Below are 24235 nucleotides of genomic sequence, written 5' to 3'. Positions count from 1 at the left end.
TTTCCTTCACATTGCTTCCGGCAACGGGCCATCAGCCCACGCTGTGCTCAAGGCTGATTGCTAACAATTTTTGCGCTTCCACGGCGAATTCCAGTGGCAGCTCGGAGAAAACATCTTTACAGAAGCCGTTGACGATCATGGAGATCGCATCTTCTTCGCTGATACCACGCTGCAGACAGTAGAACATCTGATCTTCACCGATACGCGAGGTGGTGGCTTCGTGCTCCAGCTGTGCGGTGTTATTGCGCGCTTCGACATACGGGAAGGTATGCGCGCCGCAATCCGGACCAATCAGCATCGAGTCGCACTGGGTAAAGTTACGCGCGTTGGTGGCGGTGGGCATAATTTTCACCAGACCACGATAGGTATTCTGGCTCTTACCGGCCGAGATACCTTTTGAGATAATGGTCGATTTGGTGTTCTTACCAATGTGGATCATCTTGGTGCCGGTATCGGCCTGCTGATGTCCGCTGGTCAGCGCCACGGAATAGAACTCACCGATGGAGTAATCACCGCGCAGAATGCAGCTCGGGTATTTCCAGGTGATAGCTGAACCGGTTTCTGACTGCGTCCACGACATTTTGCTGTGGTCGCCTTCGCACAGTGCGCGCTTGGTCACGAAGTTGAGGATACCGCCCTCGCCTTCACCACCCGGGAACCAGTTCTGCACGGTAGAATATTTAACTTCCGCGTTTTTGTGGATAATCACTTCCACCACTGCCGCGTGCAGCTGATAGGTGTCACGCACCGGTGCTGAGCAGCCTTCGATGTAGCTGACGTAACTGTCTTCGTCTGCCACCAGAATGGTGCGCTCGAACTGACCGGTTTTTGCCGCGTTGATACGGAAGTAGGTCGACAGTTCCATCGGACAACGCACGCCTTTCGGGATGTACACGAAGGTACCATCCGACGCTACCGCTGAGTTCAGCGCAGCAAAGAAGTTATCGTTGGCCGGAACCACCGTACCCAGATACTTTTTCACCAGCTCAGGGTGTTCCTGAATCGCTTCGCCAAAGGAGCAGAAAATAATGCCCTGCTCGGCCAGCTTGCCGCGATAGGTGGTGGCAACGGAAACGGAGTCGAAAATGGCATCGACGGCCACTTCTTTACCTTCACGCACCGGGACACCCAGCTGATTAAAGGCGTTTTCTACTTCCTGCGTCAGATATTCGCTGGACGGGGTAGAACCTGAGGCCTGGGTCGCGCCTGGCTCGGAAGCACAAGTGTCATCGCAGTTACCGCAGGATGGCGCCGAGTAATAGCTGTAATCCTGATAGTCGAGTTTCTCATAATGCGCTTTCAGCCAGTGTGGCTCTTCCATTTCCAGCCAGGCACGGAAGGCTTTAAGACGAAACTCCAGCATCCACTCTGGCTCGTTACGCTTAGCCGAAATTGCCCGCACCACATCTTCGTTGAGGCCGTGAGCAAATTCTTCGGTTTGCAGTTGGGTAAAGAAGCCCTCTTTATAATTGAGCTTGCCTTCCCACATTTGTACATCGTCAGATGTTTCGCTGTTTCGTGACATAGTTGACTTACTCGACGCCAAAGCTCTCGCCACACCCGCAGGCGTGCTGAGCTTTAGGGTTGTTAAATTTAAAAATCTGATTCAGGCCTTCACGGACATAATCCACTTCGGTGCCGTCGACGAACGGCATTGCCTGAAGCGGCACAAACAGCGTTGCGCCAAAGTATGAGAACTGCAGGTCGTCATCGGCAGGCACTTTCACCAAGTCCATGACATAACCAAAACCGGCACAGCCGGACTGTTTCACCCCCAGACGCAGTCCCTTGACTTCCGGGTCTTCAGCGGCCAGGTTAAGAATCTGTTTTGCTGCCGATTCGGTCAGCGTCAGCCCTTTCCAGACGAAATCTTCGGGTGAGAAAGAAGCTGCATTTACTGATGACATAGTGCTACCTCGTAAGTCTGGGCCTTTTCAGGCTATCCCCCTATGGTAGTGATATCAGGTATCACTTCAACCTCTTGTTTTGCAGGGATAATCATCTCGTGCTATTTTTTACTGTTGCTTTCTTAAGCATAGTCGCTTCACACTGCTTTGCGGGCGGCAAAACGGCTGCGTGGTAATCGCTGTAACCCGTTAAAAATCCGCAAAATTCTGTTTTATCACTTTACAAATCACCCGTTATTGATAGGTTACGCCTTTCTCCAATGTAAAGAAATTGTTATTGCCAATTTTAATAACAGGCAAAGTAAATCAATAAAATTTCTCTACGGGAATTGCATTCCTGACGTGGTTGAATATGATAATGATTATCATTAACCCATTTAAGGTGGCGACATGACGCTTACCGTCTCAGCCTGGTTACAACACAAAATCGATGAATATAAGTTTTCGGTACGTGATATCACCGTCGACTTCTATATGGCTCAGGCTAAGCTCAACCGCACCGACTGTACTATCGAACAGCTGCGTCGCTTTAACGACACCTGCCTCGACATGGCAGAAATCTGCCAGCTGAATGGCGATGACCAAAGCTATCTGCACGCCATGGGCAAGCTCCATCACCGCTTAGTGCAGGAGATGGGCAATGCCGATCGCGACCGTTTGTTCCGTATTCAGGCCTATCAACTGGCGCGCCTGTCGCTGACTCGCTTGTGTCATCAACTGGCGCTGAGCGGCGAGTGGGATCAAGCCACCAGCCTGCAGAGTGATTTCGTCCGCCACGCAGGCTGGATATTCTAATCCAGCTGCGTTGTGACGCCTACAATTTGTTTACAACATTTCCAGCAATGCCTGTAGCGGATGGCGCATGCCATTCCCTTCCGCCCGTTTCACCTGGCTACGGCAGGAAAATCCGGTGGCGAGGCAACGCTGACGCGGCAGTTTTTGCATCTGCGGATGCCAGGAAAGCGCATAAATCCCCAGTGAATTCTCCAGGTTTTTACTTTCATGACCGTAGGTTCCCGCCATCCCGCAGCAGCCAACATTGATGTTTTCCAGTCTGGCACCAAAGCGGGCAAAAATATCCTGCCACTGATTCGGCGTTGAGGGCAGCGCGGTGACCTCAGTGCAGTGAGCAAATAAATACCAGGCTTCTCCGCTGGTGTTTTGCACCGCGCGTTCTGCAACCGCCTGCTGTAGCCATTCATGCACCAGCTGCACGTTAAACTCACCGCGTTTGTCGCCCAGCACCTGATTGTATTCATCGCGATAACACAACACGGTGGCAGGATCGACGCCCACCATCGGCATGCCAAGCTGCGCCACCCGGTTAAGGAACCCGGCGGTGATGGAAGCCGTGCGGGCAAAACGTTGCAGGAAGCCTTTAACATGCTGCGCTTTACCATTCGGGGAGAACGGCAGCAGCACCGGCCGGTAACCCAGCTTCTCGATCAGTTTGACGAAATCCGTTACCAGCTGCGCTTCGTAGTAGCTGGTAAAGGGATCCTGCACCACCAGCACACAGTTTTCCCGATCGGCGCTGCTGAGCGCTTCGAGTTGTTCCAGCGTCAGGTTCATGGCCGGATGCCCGCTTAATTGCTGTTTCAGGCTCGGCGAGGAAAGCAGCGGCAGATCGACCATACCGATATGGTTTTTGCTCAGTTCCCGCATCCACGGTTGTTTCAGGAAGAAGTTAAATACTTTCGGCGCTTTCGCCATCAGCGGCGCATAGCTTTCCACGGTGGCGACCAGATGGTCACTCATCGGACGCAAATACCGGGTGTGATACAGCTGCAGAAAGCGTGAGCGGAAGTTCGGCACGTCAATTTTTATCGGGCATTGGGTGGAACAGGCTTTACACGCCAGACACCCCGACATCGCCTCTTTGACCTCGTGGGAGAAGTCATACTCACCCTGCTTCGCATGCCAGGAGTTGCGGGTACGCTGGATCAGAGTACGCAGGCTGGAACCCTGCTCCGGCAAGGCTTTTTCCAGCAGCAGCGGATCAACCCCCTGCTCCGACAACAGGCGTAGCCATTCACGCGTCAGCGTTGCACGTCCTTTTGGCGAGTGGATACGGTTGCGGGTGATTTTCATCGACGGACACATCGGGCTGCGCGTATCAAAGTTGAAGCACAGGCCGTTACCGTTACATTCCATCGCCCCGCGCCATTCGTTGCGCACCGTCAACGGGATCTGGCGATCATAAGTTCCCCGCTTCACCGCATCAACCTGCATCATCGGTTCGTTGCTGCCGAGCGGCGTACAGATTTTACCGGGGTTCATGCGATTATCAGGGTCGAACGCGGCTTTGATCCGCCGCAATTCATTGAACAGGGTTTCACCGAAAAACGCCGGGCTGTACTGGGCACGGAATCCTTTGCCATGCTCGCCCCACAGCAGTCCACCGTAACGTGCGGTGAGCGCCACCACCTCATCGGAGATCTGTTTCATCAGCATCTCCTGCTGCGGGTCACACATATCCAGCGCCGGGCGTACATGCAGCACCCCGGCATCAACGTGGCCGAACATGCCATAACTCAATCCGTGGCTATCCAGTAAGGCGCGGAAATCGACGATGTAATCCGCCAGATGCTCCGGCGGTACGGCGGTATCTTCAACAAACGGAATCGGCTTGGCGCGCCCTTTGGCATTGCCGAGCAGGCCCACCGCTTTTTTGCGCATATTATAGATGCGTTCGATCCCGCTTAAGTCATTGCACAGTTGATAACCAATCACGCCGCCCTGCTGCTGCGCCATCAATTCATCCAGACGGGCACACAGCGTCGAAACCTGCTGCTCAATCAGTTCACCGTCATCACCCGCGAACTCCACGATATTCAGCCCGAGCATCTCTTTATCAGGCACATCGGTAATCAACTCTTTCACCGAATGCCAGACGATATCTTCCCGCGCCAGATTCAGTACTTTGGAGTCGACGGTTTCCACCGACAGTGCCTTTGCTTCCACCATAAAAGGTGCGTTACGCAGCGCCGAGTCGAAGGAGTCATATTTTATGTTGACCAGACGACGCACTTTCGGAATCGGGGTAATGTCGAGTCGGGCTTCGGTGATAAACGCCAGCGTTCCCTCCGCGCCACATAGCAGGCGCGTCAGGTCAAAGGTTTGCAGATCGTCACTGAACACATGACGCAGATCGTAGCCGGTGAGGAAACGGTTCAGTTTGGGGAATTTTTCCAGGATCAGCGCGCGCTGTTCGCGGCAGCGGGACATGACCTGTTGATAAATCCGGCCTTCCGCAGTCGGCGTCTGTGCCAGCTTCTCTGCCAGTGCTGTCGGCATGGCGCGGGTATCCAGGATGTCACCACCGAGCAGCACGGCGCGCAGACCTTCTACATGGTCGGAGGTTTTGCCGTACACCAGCGATCCCTGCCCGGAAGCATCGGTATTTATCATCCCGCCCAGGGTGGCTCGGTTACTGGTGGATAACTCCGGCGAGAAGAAAAAGCCATACGGCTTCAGCCAGGCATTAAGCTGGTCTTTCACCACCCCGGCTTCAACACGCACCCAGCCCTGTTCGGTGTCGATTTCAAGAATACGGTTCATGTAGCGCGACATGTCGACCACAATCCCCTGATTCAGCGACTGGCCATTGGTGCCGGTTCCACCGCCACGCGGGGTAAATACCAGGCTGGCGAAGCGTTCTTCGCCCGCAAGACGGGCAATCAGCGCCACATCGGCAGTGGATCGGGGGAAAAGCGCCGCATCCGGCAACAGCTGATAAATGCTGTTATCGGTGGAAAGCGAAAGACGATCGGCGTAGCTGGTGGCGGTATCGCCAGTGAATCCTTGTTCTTTTAAGGATTGCAGGAATGTCAGCACCAGTTGAACGAGGCCCGGTGCCTGGGAAATCTGTGGGATCATTATTGGGTGACCGAGATGTTGTAAACGTTTGCGTAGTCGATTTTTATGAACCATTCGTTTTATCACATTTTTTTGCCGCCCGCTGTTTTTTCAGGAAACGTAAAAAGCACCGGGTATCCCTCTGTTTAATCGCCAGGAAATAGGTAATCATGAATCAGGGCCAGCAAGCCCCTCCGTAAAGGATTCCATTGAGGTCAAGACGCTGTTATGAAAAACCTGCAACGCGGTCTGGATTTACCGCAAATGCTGTTCTCACTGATGTTTATTCTGATCATGATCACCGCCTGTCTCTGGGTGGTTCAGCCGTTCATCCTGGGCTTTGCCTGGGCCAGCATGGTGGTGATCGCCACCTGGCCGTTGATGATCAGATTGCAACATCTGCTCTGGGGACGCCGTTCACTGGCGGTGGTGGCGATGACCATCCTGTTGCTGCTGCTGTTTATTATTCCTATCGCCGTGCTGGTCAATAGCCTGATTGATAACAGCGCCCCGGTCATTGCCTGGGCGACCCAGGGACGCCTGGTACTGCCACAGCTGGACTGGCTGAAAGAAATCCCGATGGTCGGCAACAAGCTGTTCTCCAGCTATCACCTGCTGGTGGACGGTGGCGGCACCGCCATCATGAACAAGTTACAGCCGTACATTGGCCGCACCACTGGCTTTTTCGTGGCGCAGGCGGGTCACTTTGGCCGCTTTATGTTACATCTGGGCCTGATGCTGCTGTTTAGCGTGCTGCTCTACTGGCGCGGTGAGCAGGTCGGACAGGGTATCCGCCATTTTGCTTGTCGTATGGGGGGGCGCCGTGGCGATGCTGCCGTACTGCTCGCTGGTCAGGCGATTCGTGCCGTTGCGCTGGGCGTGGTGGTCACTGCGCTGGTACAGGGTGTGCTGGGCGGTATCGGGTTAGCCATTTCCGGCATTCCTTATGCCACCTTATTAACCGTGGTGATGATCCTCTCCTGTCTGGTGCAGCTTGGCCCGCTGATCGTGCTGGTGCCCGCCATCATCTGGCTTTACTGGAGTGGAGACACCACCTGGGGCACGGTACTGCTGGTGTGGAGCTGTGTCGTGGGCACACTCGACAACGTGTTGCGCCCGATGCTGATCCGCATGGGTGCCGATTTGCCGATGATTTTGATTCTCTCCGGCGTAATTGGCGGCCTGGTGGCCTTTGGCATGATTGGCCTGTTTATTGGTCCGGTGGTGCTGGCGGTTTCTTATCGTCTGGTATCGGTATGGATGCACGAAGTTCCGCCCCCGAATGACGATCCTGTTGATGTGGTTGACGAACTGACAGAACACGACGACCACACTGCCTGATCCCCTTCCTGACGGCGATTGACTTCAGTTAATCGCCATCACTGAGTTCCCTGCCGAAAGCAAAATTTTCCATAAGTGATTTTTAAGAAAAACCGCAATTTCGCCCTATTCAGGTCAGTTTTGATTACGAAAAGATTATTTTTCGTACTGAATTACGGTTGAAACCGGCCAAAAACGTCGATAAAAGATTATCAGCTTTAAACTAATAAGAGGATTCTTAAAGACGCCAGAAGCGGCTGTGAATAACATGTTTCCTATGTTTGAGATCAAACCACTGATTTTAAAACAACCTTTTTCCCCTGAGTAAAGTGAAGAATTGCTGTGTGTAGTCTTTGCCCATCCCCTGTGATGGGCTTTTTTTTGTGGTTTTATCCTGCAATTTCCCTGCTGGCTGCGGTTACGCCGCCTGCAGGGTATAAGACACTATTTATTGAATGAAACCTCTACCGTAAAGCCAGCACGTTCTTTCTTCCAGATGTAGTTGCGATACTGCGACCATTCAATAATGGCAATGCTGCCGTCCTCGGTTTTCTCACCCATTTTAATCTGCTTTAACTGACCATTGACTTCATGTGCCAGGAACGCGGGCCACAGATAACGACTCAGTTGTGCGTCGGGGATCGCCAGACTGCGCTGTTCTACCACCGCACCGCTGCCATTTTTTACTTTGACAGTGATGACACTTCCCGGAGCTAAATCAGTCTGGAACTTATCACCAAAGACGTTTTCCTGTTTCGACCAGGGATTTTCGGCGGCGCTAAGGATGGTGAACTCGGCGGTCATATCGCTCTTTTTATCCAGCGGGAACCAGAGCAGGTTGCGAAAAATGCTGCCGGTGACGGTGTTAAAAACGCCGTCTTTCAGCTCACCCGCGATAACATTGGATGACTGCTGACTATTGATAATCACTGCCAGCTGATGCGGCCATGCAGACCCCTGCAAACTCTGGCTACCATTGATAAAGTAGAATTTTTCCAAATCCTGCCCAGACGCTTTATTTTTAATGGTCAGCATAACGGTGGCATCTGCAACCAGGCCATCACCGCCGCTGATAGCCATGGCATCACCCCATTCACGGCCATTAACCACTGCATAGGTTTTGCGTGTAACGTCAACTTTATAGGCATCCTTCTTATCCTGATGCAGCCAGATATGATTCTTGTAGCTTGAGCCATTAGCCGGCAGGATATTGCCACCTTTCACCTCTCCCGCTTCAAGGACCCCTTTGGGGAAAGTGTTATTCACTGCAACCGCGACCTCATAGGGCCAGCTCCATTGACCAGGGCTAATAATCTTTTTATCCAGCGTCTGGGTTTTGTTGGTTTGACGCTCTGTCAGGCTGACTTCGAAATATTGATGCGCCGGGAGATCACCATCACTCAGCTGACGTTGACTGTCCCAGAATGGATAGGTATCACTGTAATTAAAACGTCTTTCTCTGAGGAAACGGACTGCGTCATTCTGTGCAACCGTACCCATTGCCACACCACCTTCAGTTTTTAGCGGCGTAGAAAATTTGTTGACTCGGGTGCAAGCCTGTTTTGTACAGGCTTTTGACATAATCGTGCGGAATTTTCCCTCGACTCTATATCCATATGCGTAAGGTGCATCCGCTTTATCGTCTTCATTATGGTTTAAGCCAAAATTATGTCCGATTTCATGCGCCAGAGCATAATTGCCTGTAGCCACAGCGCAACTCAACGCTACCGTCGTTGTCCTGGCGTTTCGGTGAGCTATTCCACATTGCTGGCTCGCGTCTTGCATGATTAACGTAATCAGATCGGCATGAGTTTCTGCTTTCTTAGCCGCCACCAGCTTGCCTAACGGCGTATCGGTTTTAAGCATATTGTTAAGCATAGTGGACATTGTTGTCTCGTCGAGGTTGGTATCAATAGCACCTGCAACATCGAACTGAATGTATGTTTCACTGTTTGCATAACTTTCATTTAATTTACCGTTAAGGTAGCCAGCAAAACCTATTGGGTTATCTATGAAGTTTTGGCGGGTTTGGTTTGTATAGAGATATAAGACTCTTATCCTGGCAGGCGTGGTGTCTGTGTTGAATTGTTCCATCTCACTGTGATCATCATTTAATTCATATCGCTGGATCGCAGTTTTTTCATCGGTGATGACATCATGTTCATCTTCATAGAAATGCGGAATATCAATTTTCACCAGCGCCTGTAAGCCATCAGCGACGGGATAGATCTCATAATAAGAACCATCACTTAATGTCACCCCCCCATTAATTTTTCCATTATTAATCGAGAACGTTGCCGAACTCTCACCGTTTTCCGATTTTCCTCGCCAGATGTCATTACCGACATTATCCTTTTCCAACGAGCTGGCTTTGATCTCGACTGCATCTTCATTATCGCCCGCCTTAAACAGGAACGAGGATGCACGACTTAATAAAATATCTTTATTAATTTTAACCAGCTGGTAATCCCGGTGTTCATCCTGGAGATTTCTTAACAATGGCGTATCCGGGCCATTGGGGTCCTTTGCCGTCACGCTAAATAACTGAGGCGCGGCAAAAACCGTGGAAGACAGTGTCGAGGCAATAAGGGTAAATAACAACTTCTTCTTGAATGTTAACAAAATCATTAATCCTGAAAATATAAACCTGATTCACGTATGACTGACCACAGAAGACTGGCTTCTGAAGAATGAAACGCCACAAATACGTACAAAAGCGGATTGCGCGGTTGCATACCGCCGCGCCTGAATGATTATTTTATTGAAGTTCTCATAATGACCAATGCGATATCCCTGCATCTGCATAAGGACATTAAGGAGACTGGAGAGGAGTTTCCAGGAATCAATCAGAAAAGATGTCTGGATGAGAATATAAACTGGCATTTAATTCCCAGCTGGCTAGATAAAAAGACAGCCAGCTGGATTATGGTTTTATTTATTGAATGTCACGACTACCGTCTGGTTAGCGCGCTCTTTCTTCCACATGTAGTTAAGATACTGCGACCACTCAACCACTTTGATGCTGCCATCGTCCTGTTTGCCACCCAGTCTGATTTGCGTCATGGATTGATTAATCTGATGCGCCAGATAAGCCGGCCAGCGATAACGGCTCAGCAAATCGCCGTTATTGCTATCAGGAATGGCAACGCTGCGTTGTTCTACTACAGCACCGCTGCTGTTCTTAACAGCAACCGTAATAACAGTTCCCGATGCTAAATCAGTCTCAAATTTGTCACCAAATACATTCTCCTGTTTAAACCATGGGTTTTCTGTGATGTTCAGCGTGCTGAATTCCGCCGTCAGATCGCTCTTCTTCTCCAGTGGGAACCACAGCCGGTTACGGTAACCGCTGCCGGTAATGGTGTTGAAAATACCGTCCTTCAGTTCACCAGCAATAACGTTAGGGGAATTGTGGCTATTGATCGTCTGTGCCAGCTGGTGCGGCCATGATGTCGCGCTAAGACTCTCGCCATCATTATTGAAATAATATTTCTCCAGTGCCTGACCCGAGTTTTTATTCTTAATGGTGAGCATCACGGTAGTATTCGGTGACACGCCATCGCCGCCGCTGATAGCCATCTCATCTGCCCATTTGCCCCCCCTCACTACCGCATAAGTTCGACGCTGGACATCAACCTTATGCGTCTTGAGTTTATCCTGATGCAACCAGATATAATTCTCAAAACTGGACCAGTTTTTCGGTACAACATTCCCATCATCTTTCAGCTCTCCAGCCGCAAGAATGTCTTTCGGGAAAAAATTATTGACCGCAACAGATACTTCATACGGCCACTCCCATTCACCCGGTTTGGTGATAGCATGGTCAAGGATAGTGGTTTTATTGGTCTGATTATCGGTCAAACTGATTTCATAAAATTGATTGGCTGGCAACGCCCCGCCATTCAGTTGGAATTGTTTTTCCCAGTTTGCATAATAATTAGCAACGATGAAACGTCTTTCCTTGATAAATCGTACAGCATCATTGCTTGCAGCGGTCCCTACCGGTTGACCATGAGACGATTTCGTCGGCGTCGAGAAGTAATCAATTTTATTGCAAGCAGGGATACACGTTTTTGACATAATGGTACGGAATTTCCCCGGCACCCGATACCCATTTGCATAGAGAGGCCAGGTCGCCTCATCTTCATTATGCTTAAGTCCGAAATTATGCCCGGTTTCATGCGCCAGAGTACGATTTTCTACTGCACAATACTGATTAACGACACTGTTTGGCCCCCAGCCATCAGCAGTCCCGCATAATTCATCCGCTTTTGATATTAATACCACAAGATCGGCACGCGTTTCTGCTCGCTTAGCGGCAACCAGTTGCCCCAATGTGGTTTTGTTATCCCCCATTTTTGCCCGCATACTGTCCATGCTGCTTTCATCAATTTTGGCATCAAGCGCCCCCACCGATTCGAATTGCGTCAGGGTCTCACTGCGTTCATGACTGATATTTAATTCATCGGTAAGATATGACGCATATCTAGCTGGATCGGGCGAGAATTTGGCGCGAGTCTGGTTGGTGTAAACATACAATATTTTTATTCTGGCTATGGTCGTGCTGGTATTGAAGTTATCATTATTGTTCAGCCTTTCATTAAATTCATGCTGCTTTGCTGCAGTGGTTTCATCCCAAACGTCATCATGCTCATCTGCAGGAATATGGGAGGTATCAATTTTCACTACAGCATGTAAGCCATTTTCCGCCGGGTAGATTTCATAAAAAGAACCATCGCTAAGTCGAATCCCCCCCGTCACACCACCCTGGTTAATCGCAAAAGTTGCTGTGCTTTGTTCGTTTTCTGAACTTCCACGCCAGACGTCGATTCCGGCACTGTCTCTTTTCAGAGATGTGGCACGGATTTCTTCCGGCACTGACTCACCGTCAGCATTGAACAGGAAGGAAGAGGAACGGCTGAACAATATATCCTTGTTGATATTCACCAACCGGTAATCCTTATGGTCCTCCTGAAGTGACCTTAGCAAAGGTGTATCCTGGCTATTAACATCTTTCTCAACCACGGTAAACAATTGAGGTGTCGCTAAAACGGAAGAGGAAAGGGTGGAGGCAATGACGGCAAACAATAACTTCTTCTTGAAGGTTAACAAAATAATTATTCCTGAAATAAACACCTGGTTCGCGAGCCACTAACATCAGGAGACATCCTCCTGAACAATGGCAGGTTATAAATATGCACAAAAACGGGTCGTTGATTAAACAATGCCCACACAACTGATTATTTTATTAAAGTTAAGCTAATGCTCAATGCGGTATCCCTGCATTTGCATAAGGACATTAAGAAGATCTAAGAGGAGTTTCCAGGAATTAATCAGAAAAAGGTGCCTGAGAGGGGAATATGGACCGGCATGCAGTTTCCAGCTGGCTAAATAAAAGGACAGCCAGCTGGATTTTGGTTTTATTTATTGAATGTCACGACTACCGTCTGGTTGGCGCGTTCTTTCTTCCACATGTCGTTGAGATACTGCGATCCCTCGACCACTTTAATGCTGCCATCATCCTGTTTGCCACCCAGTCTGATTTGTGTCATCGATTGATTAATCTTATGCGCCAGATAGGCTGGCCATATATAACGGCTGAGGTATTTCCCATTCTCGTCATCAGGAATGGCGATGCGACTCTGCTCAACCACCGCACCGCTGCTGTTTTTAACGGCAACGGTAATCTCGGTGCCCGAGGCCAGATCCGTCTGGAATTTATCACCGAAGACGTTTTCCTGTTTCGACCACGGATTCTCTGCTGCACTCAGAATGCTGAACTCGGCGGTCATATCATTCTTTTTATCCAGCGGGAACCAGAGCAGGTTACGATATACACTGCCGGTTACGGTGTTGAAATTACCATCCTTCAGTTCACCGGCAATGACGTTGGCAGATTGCTGGCGATTAACAATCTGCGCCAGCTGGTGCGGCCATGATGTGCCGCCAAGAGCCTGACGACCGTTAATAAAAAAGTATGTCTCCAGTACCTGGCCTGAGGCTTTATCTTTAATGCTCAGCATCATCGTGGCATCGGCAGGCAGACCATCGCCGCCGCTGATGGGCATCACATTAGCCCACTTGTTACCCCGTACCAGCGCATAGGTTTTACGTTCAACATCAACGTTGTACGTCGTCAGTTTATCCTGATGCAACCAGATATTATTTTCGTAACTGGACCAGTTCTTCGGCACCACTTTTCCATCTTCAGTCAGTTGTCCTGCGGCGACAACATCTTTTGGAAAGAAGTTATTGACGGCGACAGACAATTCATATGGCCAATTCCCTTTGCCCGGATTAGTGATGACATGATCAAGGATCGCATTCTTATTGGTCTGCTGATTTGTCAGGTTAACGGTGAAATATTGGTTTGCCGGAAGCTCGCCCTGGTTCATGACATACTGACTTTTCCAGTCAGGATACATTGCAGCCATAATAAAACGGCGTTCTTTAATAAAACGCACGGCATCATTACCTGTTGCGGTACCAATCGGAACATTTTTATAACTTTTCAGCGGATCAGAAAAGTGATTAATTGCCTCACAGCCACCACATCGTTTTGACATAATAGTCGAGAAATAACCCGGCACACGATAACCATGCGCATAACGCGGCCAGGTCAACTCCTTTTCACCATGATTAAGCCCGAAGTTATGTCCGATTTCATGGGCCAGAGCACGAACACCCACGGCACAGGTGGTATGTACCACCGTTGCCCATTTATCCTTTTGCGCAGTACCGCAGGCCTGGTAGGCTTCTGAAATAATCACCACCAGATCCGCTCGCGTTTCCGCTCTTTTGGCCGCAACCTTTTTTCCCAGCGCTGTATCCGTTTTTTGCATCTGAGATAACATGCTATACATGGTACTTTCATCCATTTCAGTATCCAGTACGCCAGCAACATCGAACTGAACCAACGTATCGCTATTGGCATAAGTCTTATTCAATTCGCTATTAACCTGAGCGGCTTTCAGTATCGGGTCAGGAGAAAACCAATGGCGCGACTGGTTGGTATAAACAAACAATAACCTCAATCTGACCTGTTCAGTCGCGGTATTGAGACTTTCGTTTTCACTCAATGCCTGATTGATTGCCCGTGCATGCGCTGCGGTTTCATCTTCAATCACATCATTATCGCCAGTATCCAGCGTCGAAGTATCGATTTTGACTAACATTTGCCGGTTCTCATCGACAGGAAAAATCTCATAATAGGACCCGTCATTTAGCCGAATAGAACCCGTAACCTTGCCATTATTCATCGCAAATGATGCTGTACTTTTTTCATCGTCCGAATTTCCCAACCATATTTGTATACCATTGCTATCTTTACTCAGTGAAGTTCCGTGAATCTCCACACCCGATTTTTTTTCATTGTTATTGAAGAGAAACATAGACGCCCCATTCTCCAGTAGCGCCTTATCTATACTTATAAAATTAACATCCTGGTATTGTTGTGTTAAATGCTGCAACCTCGCGACTTCCTGAACCGATGCTTCTTTATCAACAACAGTAAATAGCTGAGGAGCGGCCATAAGAATAGATGAGCATGTGGAAGCAATAACAGCGCAGAGCAATTTATGTTTAAATTTTAACAAAGTCCGTTTCTCCGGTTAAATAAAATCCCGCCTTAATAATGAAAGCATTTAAGAAAGAATAAATAGAACATTCCTGAATCATTCAGGAATTAACGAAAGAGAAAATATTTCACTGAAGAAAAAAGGGGGAGATATAAAAAAGGAGATATGAAAATTTGACAGTGACCGCTGTTTATCATTTTAAATGAAACGTTCCGGACTCTATCCGGAACGTTTCAGTTATCATGCCTGATTACTTCCCGGCATCCAGCTCCGCCAGGCTCAGCCAGGTTTCCACCACCGTATCCGGGTTCAGAGACAGACTATCGATCCCCTCCTCCATCAACCAGGCAGCAAAGTCCTGATGGTCGGATGGCCCCTGACCACAGATACCGACGTATTTACCCTGTTTCTTCGCCGCCTGAATCGCCATCGACAGCAGTGCTTTCACCGCGTCGTTACGCTCATCAAACAGCGCCGAAACCACGCCAGAGTCACGATCAAGACCTAGCGCCAGCTGCGTCATATCATTGGAACCGATGGAGAAACCATCAAAGTATTGCAGGAACTGCTCAGCCAGCAGCGCATTAGATGGGATCTCACACATCATGATCACCTTCAGACCATTCTCACCCCGTTTCAGACCCTGTTTTGCCAGTTCCTCAACCACCGCTTCCGCCTGAGCGACAGTACGCACAAACGGAATCATGATTTCGACGTTAGTCAGACCCATGTCATTGCGCACACGTTTCACGGCGGCACACTCCAGGGCAAAACAGTCACGGAAGCTGTCGGCTACATAACGACCCGCTCCACGGAAGCCCAACATCGGGTTTTCTTCTTCCGGCTCATAACGCTCGCCGCCCACCAGATTGGCATACTCATTCGATTTAAAATCAGACAAACGCACGATGACGCGTTTTGGCGCAAACGCCGCACCCAGAGTGGCGATACCTTCGGTCAGGCGTGCAATATAGAACTCAACCGGATCGTCAAAGCCTTTCATCAATTGACGGATTTCCTTTTGCAGTTCCGGCGTTTGTTGATCAAATTCCAGCAGCGCTTTCGGATGCACGCCTATCATGCGGTTGATGATGAATTCCAGCCGCGCCAGGCCCACCCCTTCATTGGGCAGACAGGCAAAGTCAAAAGCACGGTCCGGGTTACCGACGTTCATCATAATTTTCAACGGCAGGTCCGGCAGGCTATCTACCTGGGAGCTGGTCACTTCAAAATCAAGCAGATCGTCATATACGTAACCGGTATCCCCCTCAGCGCAGGAGACGGTGACTTTGTGGCCGTCTTGCAAACGATCGGTAGCATCACCGCAACCCACGACCGCCGGAATACCCAGCTCACGCGCGATAATCGCTGCGTGGCAGGTTCGTCCACCACGGTTGGTGACAATCGCCGAGGCTTTTTTCATGATCGGTTCCCAGTCCGGGTCGGTCATGTCGGTGACCAGCACATCGCCCTTCTCGATACGGTTCATCTGGCTGATGTCCTGAATGACCTTCACTTCACCAGCACCGATGCGATGACCAATGGCGCGTCCTTCCACCACCACTTTGCCATTGCCCTGCAGGTTGTAACGTTCCATCACCTGGCCGTTAGAGCGCACCGTCTCCGGGCGCGCCTGGACGATAAACAATTTTCCGGTGTGGCCGTCTTTGGCCCACTCGATATCCATCGGGCGTTTGTAGTGCTGCTCAATAAGGACCGCCTGACGCGCCAGCGCCTGTACTTCCTCATCAGTCAGACAGAAATGGTCGCGCTCGGCTTCGGCCACGTCTTCAATACGCACCTGCTTGCCGTGCTCATGTGAATCGGCATAGACCATGCGGACTTTTTTCGAACCCATGTTACGTCGCACAATTGCCGGGCGATTCGCCGCCAGCGTCGGTTTGTGCACGTAGAATTCATCCGGATTAACCGCCCCCTGTACCACCATCTCACCCAGACCCAGCGCCGCGGTGATGAACACCACCTGATCAAAGCCGGATTCGGTATCGATGGTGAACATCACACCTGATGACGCGAGATCGGAACGCACCATCCGCTGGATACCGGCCGACAATGCCACGCCGCGATGGTCGTAGCCCTGGTGCACACGATAAGAGATGGCGCGATCGTTAAATAAAGACGCATAAACGTGCTTCACGGCTACCATCACCGCATCAATGCCCTGCACATTCAGGAACGTTTCCTGCTGCCCGGCAAAGGAGGCGTCTGGCATATCTTCGGCCGTGGCAGAGGAGCGCACGGCAAAGGAAGCGTCCGCATCATCAGAGGATAATTGCTGATAAGCATCATGAATCGCTGTCTCCAGCTCTGGCTGGAATGGAGTATCCACCACCCATTGGCGGATCTGCTTACCCGCTTTCGCCAGTTCATCGACGTCATCAATATCGGTCTTGTCCAGCAGGTCATAGATACGCTGGTTCAGCCCGCTTTGATCGAGAAACTGATTAAAAGCATAAGATGTGGTCGCATAACCATTGGGTACAGCCACGCCCAGCGACGACAAATTGGTAATCATTTCACCCAGAGAGGCATTTTTCCCTCCCACCCGATCAACATCATGCATGCCAAGCTGGTTGTACCAGAGCACTAGCGGCTGTTCGCCTTTATTGGACATCGAGATTATCCTTTTAAATGATTGGGGGCACATGGAACATTTTGCTATTCGCAAATACAGCCTGGCACAACCGTTAAATAAAGACTAAGTGTTGAATCGTTAAAGCAGTGAAAGAAATGAAAAATCGGATTAGTACCCGCAATTAGCAGAGTTGCGCAACAGGCTCAATTAACGCTAACAGATTGCTTCAGCGATAAAATTCCCATTTTCAGAGGGTTAGCTGTTGCATTTTGTTGCGCAACAGAATCGGACTTTATTTTGTGCGCGAAGCAAAATAACCGGGAAAAAGGATGATTTCCAAAACGCCATTTCATCTATATTGGTATTTAGATTAATACACAGCCGGCGATGTTGTCTGCTATATGGATATTTCGTTTTATTATCCTGTAAAATGAAATTTCAACAACGCTAATGTTACGCAAAAGTTACCATGAGGATATTTCCCATTATGAGTGCTGAACGCAGCGTGTTCTATATTTCCGATGGCACCGCCATCACTGCTGAAGTGCTGGGCCATGCCGTGCTGTCGCAGTTCCCGGTCAATACCAATAGCGTAACCCTGCCCTTTGTAGAAAATGTGCAGCGTGCTCAGGCAGTTAAAGCACAAATCAACGCGCTTTATCAGCAAAGTGGCGTGCGTCCGCTGGTGTTCTTTTCTATCGTGACGCCCGATGTGCGGGAAATAATTCTGGAGAGCGAGGGGTTCTGTCAGGACATCGTGCAGGCGCTGGTTGGCCCGCTGCAAAGTGAACTGGGGGTGCCCTCCATGCCGGTTGCCCATCGTACCCACGGGCTGACGGCCAGTAATCTCGGCAAATACGATGCCCGTATCGCCGCCATCGATTACACCCTGGCGCATGACGATGGTATTTCCCTGCGCGGCCTTGAGGATGCACAAGTGATCCTGCTCGGTGTCTCGCGCTGTGGTAAAACCCCCACCAGCCTCTATCTGGCGATGCAATTCGGCGTGCGTGCCGCCAACTACCCTTTTATCGCCGATGATATGGATAACCTGAAACTGCCACCCGCGCTGCGTGCTCATCAGCATAAACTGTTTGGTCTGACTATCGACCCGGAACGTCTGGCGGCCATCCGCCAGGAACGCGCCGAGAATACGCGTTATGCCTCGATGCGGCAGTGTCGCCTCGAAGTGGGTGAGGTAGAAGCGTTGTTCCGCACTCACCAGATTCGTTACCTCAACAGCACCAACTACTCGGTAGAAGAGATTGCCACCAAAATCCTCGATATTATGGGACTGACGCGCCGCATGTATTGACGCTCAGGACGGTAGCAGCGAATCAGCGTTGATGCGCTTGTAAAGCGGGGCTGCCGTCTTATTTTATTTCCTTTCGCTTTAGCAGGTTGAAATCGCAGGTTAATGGTTTATTGTGACCACCATCACTTCCCGGTATTTCACCGTTGCGAAGAACAGATTTTTGAGAATCCCAATGAACAAAACTGATGAACTGCGTACCGCGCGCATTGGTAGCCTGATAATGCCAGCCGCTTTAGCGCAACAACACCCCATTTCGGCAGAGATTGCCGCCAATGTCACCACTGCGCGTCAACGTATTGCCCGTATCCTCACCGGAGAAGATCCGCGCCTGCTGGTGATTATCGGCCCCTGCTCACTGCACGATCCCAAAGCAGCTTTAGAGTACGCCGAACGCCTCAATGTGCTACGCGAAAAATATAAGGATCGGCTGGAAATTGTCATGCGCGCCTATTTTGAAAAGCCGCGCACCGTGATTGGCTGGAAAGGTCTGATCTCCGATCCCGACCTGGATGGCAGCTATGATGTCAACCGCGGCATTGCTATTGCGCGTCAGCTGTTGCTGGATATCAACGCCACGGGGATGCCTACCGCCACCGAATTTCTCGATATGGTGATCGGCCAGTTTATTGCTGACCTGATCAGCTGGGGCGCGATTGGTGCGCGTACCACCGAAAGCCAGATTCATCGTGAAATGGCTTCGGCGCTTTCCTGCCCTGTTGGCTTTAAAAATGGCACCGACGGTAATGTGCAAATTGCCGTGGATGCGATTCGCGCCTCCCGCGCCAGCCATATGTTCCTGTCGCCGGATAAAAATGGCCAAATGACCATTTACCAGACCAGCGGCAACCCACATGGTCATGTGATTCTTCGTGGTGGACGTCAGCCTAACTACCATGCTGATGATGTGGCGGCAGCCGCGGCAAACCTGCGTGACTTCAATCTGCCTGAACAGCTGGTGATTGATTTCAGCCATGCCAACTGTCAGAAGCAACATCGTCGCCAGCGTGACGTGGCCCTGGATGTTGCGGCGCAGATCCGCACCGGTTCTCGCGCCGTTGCGGGGGTGATGATTGAGAGTTTCCTGCAGGAAGGCAACCAGAAGGTCATCAGCGGCGAACCGCTGGTTTACGGCCAGTCCATCACCGATCCCTGCCTCGGCTGGGACGATAGCGCAGACGTGCTGGCGCAACTGGCTGCCGCCGTCGACAGCCGTTTTTAATTGCCTGACTTAGCTGGAGCAGCTCACCTCCAGCGTTTTCCCCCATTCAGGTGGCCGTTGGCGCAGTTCTGCGCTGACGGCTTCGTCACTGAATGGTTGCTGTAATGCCAGATGCAGGCGTTCCAGCGCGGTCGTTTCGCCGCGTTCAACCTCATCAATCACCTGCTGCGCAAGATAATTACGTAACACCAGCGCCGGATTCGCACCTTTCATCACCTTCTGCCGCTCTTCATCGCTGGCTTCGTCCTGCAGCAGACGCTGACGATATCCCTCATACCAGCGATCAAAGGCTTCACGATCGATAAACTCATCCCGCAACGGTGAACGTGTTTGCTGCTGCTGCGTTTCACTGAGCAGACGGAAGGTCAGCGTGTAGTCGCTACGCTCCTGAGTCATCAGCGCCAGCAATCCGGTGAGAATCACGTTGTCATTGGCATCCGGGGTCAGCAGCCCCAGTTTGGCGCGCATTTTCTCGCCCCACACCCGCATCAGTTCTGGCTCGTAGTGGCTCAGTGCCTGTTTCAATTGATCGGTGGTCATCAGGCCGGACAATGCGTGTGCCAGACGGTTGAGATTCCACAATCCCACCGCAGGCTGATTGTCGAAAGCGTAACGCCCCTGATAATCGCTGTGATTGCAGATAAAGTTCGGCTGATAATCATCAAGAAAACCATAGGGGCCGTAATCAATGGTCAGCCCCAGCAGCGACATGTTATCGGTGTTCATCACCCCGTGGGCAAAACCGACGCTCTGCCACTGGGCGATCAGGCTGGCGGTACGTTTCACAATATCGGTAAACCACAACAGATAACGGTCCGCCTGATCCTGCAATGCTGGCCAGTGATGACGAATGGCATAGTCCGCCAGCTGACGTACCTTATCCTGCTCACCACCATAGTAGAAATGTTCAAAATGACCGAAACGTAAATGGCTCTCCGCGATGCGCATCAGCATCGCTCCGCGTTCCTGAGTTTCACGCAGCACCGGCTCCTCGCCAATTGCCAGGCTTAGCGCGCGCGTGGTGGGGATCCCCAGATGATGGAGTGCCTCTGAGGCGAGAAATTCACGCACCGTGGAACGGATAACCGCGCGCCCGTCGCCCATGCGTGAATAAGGCGTCAGCCCTGCGCCTTTAAGATGCCAGTCGAGTTTACGCCCATCCGCCAGCAATTGTTCACCCAGCAGGATACCGCGTCCGTCGCCAAGCTGCCCAGCCCAGACACCAAACTGATGGCCGCTATAGACCTGTGCCAGCGGCTCCTGACCCGGCAATAACGCCTGCCCATACCATACGCCATGTCCGTCGCCAGTGAATAAGGAGAGGTCCAGCGCCATCTCAGCAGCCAAAGGCGCGTTGTGATACAACAGACGTCCGCCCTGCAACGGGGTCGGTGCCAGCGCACTGTAGAATCCCGGCAACTCCTGCTGCCAGCTATTGGTAAACTGCATAGTCACTCCGCGAGGTGCTCAGTTTTCAGACACCACGATTGGGTTGAGAATCAATGGTTATTGTAACGCGGGCACTACCGGGGCGACAGGCGAAAGGTTTACTGCTGTGACGGAGAATTAAGCGTTACGTCAGGATATATCAGATCGTTTAAGCGTTCGGCTTTGACCACCGGAAACAGGCTACCCTGCAGATGTGCACCGCTAAGTTCCGTCACTTTCTCCAGCATAGTTGCATCATCAATGCCGCAAATAATAATCTGCGACGCATTGCCGCTGAAATTGTCTATAACCGTCTGAATAAAGGGTATAAAAGATGCACGTTTTGCCAATCCCTGAATAAAATTCTTATCCAGTTTTAACACGCTAAAAAGATTATCATAAACCGCATTTGCCGGTGTTGCTCCGGCACCGAATTGTGAAAGAGATAAACGAAACTCACTTTTTAGCGCGCTCAAAAGTGGATGTGATTTCCCCTGTGATAATTGGGGAAACGTTTCGCTGATATCCAAAACAATAAACGGGAGTTGTTTGAATTTTCTTAACAGAAATTCACTATCCAGCAGCGTTACCGCCATTGAATCATCAATACGAACCAAAGCGGTAATTTGATTTAACTCAAAAAAGTCGCGGTACTTTTCCAGCAGCGTCAGCTGGCTCTGCAACAGGCGCAATTGCTGTGCATCGTCTAATTGCGGCAATAGCAAATCCTGCGGCAGCGTGATTGGCGCGCTGTCGTGGACAAATTGCGTTACCAGCTCAACCGCAGTTAACTGGCCCGCTAATGAATATGCTGGATAAAACCAGGTTTCCGACTGATAGTCGGCAGATAAATGAACTTTCATTTTAACAGCCAGAAGCAGTGGCAATTGGCGCATCGTATATCAATGAAAACGCTCAGGCAATAGGACCAAACGTTAGAAGACAGCTGCTTTTTTGCCTGATTGCGTTTTTTTCATGCTGAAATAATCCTTAAGCCAAATAACCAACGAACATTATCCATACCGATTAATTACATTAAGGCATTATTGATAGTATTAAATCCCCCAGGGGTAAAGGGCCATTTTTAAAAAGAGCATTTTTGAGGCTAAGAAATTTAATTTAAGTACAGAAATCAGCAACCGGGTTTTGGCTAAACGAGCTTATAAGGTAAATAGATTCTAAATACGACGTGCCTGCCAGAAGACTTTTCGCCAGTAAACATTATCCAGCGATGAACGAATGACACCCTGACTGGTCGAGGCATGAATGAAGGTGTTATCGGTATCATAAATACCAACATGTAAGCCATTTTCACCACTGCCGGTTTTGAAGAACACCAAATCGCCCGGCAAGAGATCATCTTTATCAATGCGCGTACCGATATCACTTTGCGCATCCGTAGAACGGGGTAATTGCATATCTAATCTATCGCGGAAGGTGAGATAGACAAAACCAGAGCAATCGACACCGCCCCGGCTCAGTCCACCGTAGCGATAGGGGGTACCGTGCCAGTTGTTAAGCTGATCGTTAAGTTGCGCGATGACGGTGATGGAGTCGGACAAGCGACCATTGGGCGGCGGCGCATGATGGCTACACCCCACCAGCAGTAACGCCAGCATCAGAATCATCAGCCGCATCAGAAAAGTCCTTAAATCCGTTGCCCGAGCAACACTTTAGCGGCAAAAGCCACTGCCGTGCAAGGCCTTGCCCTTCAGGACACCAGTAACAGCGCCCCTTGTGGCGTTTCGATGCGCTGAAAATCGATTTGGTAAAGTGGGCCGAGTTGTTCAGCCGTCAGCACGCTGTCAGCCGTTCCCTGCGCGACCATCGTTCCCTGATGCATCAACCACACCCGGTCGGCATGGCGCAGGCTATGGTTAAGATCGTGGCCGCTGGCCACCACGGCGATTCCCGCCTGGCGCAACTGCCACAGCAACGTATCCACCGCACGCTGCTGCGCCACATCCAGTGCGCTCATGGGTTCATCCAGAATCAGCAGTCTGCCGCGTACATTGATCGCCGGATGAATTTGTACCACCACTGCCGCCAGCCGCACCCGCTGCCACTCACCGCCGGAAAGTTGCGTCAGGTGGCGCATCAGTTTGTCCTGCAAACCCAACAGTTCAAGGATTTGCTGCAGCAATGCGTCCGTCTCTGGCGTCACCTGCAATAAATGCATCCGCAGATAGTGCCATACCGGCATCTGACCGGGCGGTGGTTGCTGCTGTGGCAACCAGGCACGTTGCTGTGCCAGTGCCGCACCGTTCAACTGCGCTAATGGCTGGCCGGATAAATGTATCGCCCCGCTGGCGGGCAATAACCCGGCCAGCACGTTGAGCAGGGTACTCTTCCCTGCCCCGTTCGGGCCGACCACATGCACCAGCTCACCCGCCTGAACATCAAGGTCGACGGGTGCCAGCCGTCCTTTGACGCTGGCACCCCGGCACTGCATCAGCATCGATTACGCCAGCGCCTGCTTAATGCGGGAAATAATGGTCGCATCATCCGGTGTCATATCCGGGGCAAAACGCGCCACGACGTCACCCTGCTTATTAATCAGGAATTTTTCGAAGTTCCACAGGATATCGCCGGGTGCTTTCGGCGCACGGCCTTTGCTCTCCATACGCTCATAAAATCCGCTGCCTTCCGGACGCAATGCTTCCGGTTGTGCCGCCACCAGTTGGCTATATAACGGATGACGTGCCGGACCATTGACATCGGTTTTTTCGAACATGGGGAAGGTCACACCATAGGTGGTGCTGCAAAAGGTTTTGATCTCTTCGCTGCTACCCGGCTCTTGCTCCAGAAACTGGTTGCACGGGAAACCGAGTACACTGAAGCCTTCTGCCTGCCAGGCTTTTTGCAGCGCTTCAAGTTGCTCGTACTGCGGTGTCAGGCCACATTTCGACGCCACATTCACCACCAGCAGTACCTTACCCTGCCACTGCGCCAGTGTGGTTTTTTCACCATCAAGCGTCATCAGTTCTGTTTGATAAATGCTCATTGTCAATTCCT

The 24235-nt window shown here is 50.8% G+C and carries 16 protein-coding genes and 1 other RNA gene; 5 read left to right on the top strand and 12 right to left on the bottom strand.

The genetic code is table 11. From position 1 onward, the window contains the following. Window positions 1-31: 31 nt before the first annotated feature. Window positions 32-1525, bottom strand: coding sequence for a Fe-S cluster assembly protein SufB (gene sufB / locus CUN67_RS08310; RefSeq protein WP_208714786.1), 1494 nt, complete (start codon window positions 1523-1525; stop codon window positions 32-34). 7 nt (window positions 1526-1532) lie between these two features. Beyond that, window positions 1533-1907, bottom strand: coding sequence for a Fe-S cluster assembly scaffold SufA (sufA, locus tag CUN67_RS08305; RefSeq protein WP_208714785.1), 375 nt, complete (start codon window positions 1905-1907; stop codon window positions 1533-1535). Window positions 1908-2297: 390 nt separating this feature from the next. Between sufA and CUN67_RS08300 the strand changes: the two genes are divergently transcribed. Further along, the gene (locus CUN67_RS08300) at window positions 2298-2702 is read left to right on the top strand and encodes a hypothetical protein (protein ID WP_084874057.1); all 405 of its coding nucleotides are present in this window, start codon (window positions 2298-2300) and stop codon (window positions 2700-2702) included. A gap of 30 nt (window positions 2703-2732) precedes the next feature. Here CUN67_RS08300 and ydiJ read toward each other — a convergent pair whose 3' ends face one another. Further along, entirely contained in the window at window positions 2733-5786 is a 3054-nt protein-coding gene (ydiJ, locus tag CUN67_RS08295) for a D-2-hydroxyglutarate dehydrogenase YdiJ (protein ID WP_208714784.1), read from the bottom strand. Window positions 5787-5993: 207 nt separating this feature from the next. Here ydiJ and ydiK point away from each other — a divergent pair, with 207 nt between their 5' ends. Further along, window positions 5994-7106, top strand: a complete 1113-nt coding sequence (gene ydiK / locus CUN67_RS08290; protein ID WP_208714783.1) for an AI-2E family transporter YdiK — start codon at window positions 5994-5996, stop codon at window positions 7104-7106. Between the two features lie 256 nt (window positions 7107-7362). Further along, window positions 7363-7470, top strand: an RNA gene (rprA, locus tag CUN67_RS08285) — antisense sRNA RprA. Between the two features lie 59 nt (window positions 7471-7529). On the opposite strand, the gene CUN67_RS08280 is transcribed toward rprA, so the two are convergent. From CUN67_RS08280 to ppsA, 4 genes are all read right to left on the bottom strand, one after another. Beyond that, a complete protein-coding gene (locus tag CUN67_RS08280; RefSeq protein WP_208714782.1) occupies window positions 7530-9713 on the bottom strand; it encodes a reprolysin-like metallopeptidase in 2184 nt (727 codons plus the stop codon). A gap of 303 nt (window positions 9714-10016) precedes the next feature. Then, window positions 10017-12197 (bottom strand): M12 family metallo-peptidase, encoded by a 2181-nt coding sequence (locus CUN67_RS08275; protein ID WP_208714781.1) that lies wholly within the window; start codon window positions 12195-12197, stop codon window positions 10017-10019. 308 nt (window positions 12198-12505) lie between these two features. Continuing rightward, complete coding sequence (locus CUN67_RS08270) at window positions 12506-14680, bottom strand: zinc-dependent metalloprotease family protein (protein WP_208714780.1); 2175 nt, start codon at window positions 14678-14680, stop codon at window positions 12506-12508. 232 nt (window positions 14681-14912) lie between these two features. Further along, complete coding sequence (ppsA, locus tag CUN67_RS08265) at window positions 14913-17297, bottom strand: phosphoenolpyruvate synthase (protein WP_208714779.1); 2385 nt, start codon at window positions 17295-17297, stop codon at window positions 14913-14915. A gap of 448 nt (window positions 17298-17745) precedes the next feature. Between ppsA and ppsR the strand changes: the two genes are divergently transcribed. After that, window positions 17746-18573: a posphoenolpyruvate synthetase regulatory kinase/phosphorylase PpsR gene (ppsR, locus tag CUN67_RS08260; RefSeq protein WP_084874050.1), complete on the top strand. Its 828-nt coding sequence runs from the start codon at window positions 17746-17748 to the stop codon at window positions 18571-18573. A 172-nt stretch (window positions 18574-18745) separates the two neighbouring features. Beyond that, on the top strand, window positions 18746-19792 hold the full coding sequence (locus CUN67_RS08255; protein WP_208714778.1) for a 3-deoxy-7-phosphoheptulonate synthase: 1047 nt from the start codon (window positions 18746-18748) through the stop codon (window positions 19790-19792). A 9-nt stretch (window positions 19793-19801) separates the two neighbouring features. Here CUN67_RS08255 and CUN67_RS08250 read toward each other — a convergent pair whose 3' ends face one another. The 5 genes from CUN67_RS08250 to CUN67_RS08230 all read right to left on the bottom strand — a co-directional run bounded on the left by CUN67_RS08250 (window position 19802) and on the right by CUN67_RS08230 (window position 24224). Further along, window positions 19802-21241, bottom strand: coding sequence for a protein adenylyltransferase SelO (locus tag CUN67_RS08250; RefSeq protein WP_208714777.1), 1440 nt, complete (start codon window positions 21239-21241; stop codon window positions 19802-19804). Window positions 21242-21339: 98 nt separating this feature from the next. Further along, window positions 21340-22083, bottom strand: a complete 744-nt coding sequence (locus CUN67_RS08245; RefSeq protein WP_208717113.1) for an EAL domain-containing protein — start codon at window positions 22081-22083, stop codon at window positions 21340-21342. A gap of 315 nt (window positions 22084-22398) precedes the next feature. Further along, window positions 22399-22857 (bottom strand): C40 family peptidase, encoded by a 459-nt coding sequence (locus CUN67_RS08240; RefSeq protein ID WP_208714776.1) that lies wholly within the window; start codon window positions 22855-22857, stop codon window positions 22399-22401. Window positions 22858-22931: 74 nt separating this feature from the next. After that, window positions 22932-23678, bottom strand: coding sequence for a vitamin B12 ABC transporter ATP-binding protein BtuD (btuD, locus tag CUN67_RS08235; RefSeq protein WP_208714775.1), 747 nt, complete (start codon window positions 23676-23678; stop codon window positions 22932-22934). Between the two features lie 3 nt (window positions 23679-23681). After that, on the bottom strand, window positions 23682-24224 hold the full coding sequence (locus CUN67_RS08230; RefSeq protein ID WP_208714774.1) for a glutathione peroxidase: 543 nt from the start codon (window positions 24222-24224) through the stop codon (window positions 23682-23684). Window positions 24225-24235 lie beyond the last annotated feature (11 nt).

Source organism: Pantoea cypripedii (genome assembly GCF_011395035.1).
In the GTDB taxonomy this organism is placed as follows: domain Bacteria; phylum Pseudomonadota; class Gammaproteobacteria; order Enterobacterales; family Enterobacteriaceae; genus Pantoea; species Pantoea cypripedii_A.
Note: the sequence above shows the minus strand (reverse complement) of the source record. Positions and strands in the feature narration are given on the sequence as shown.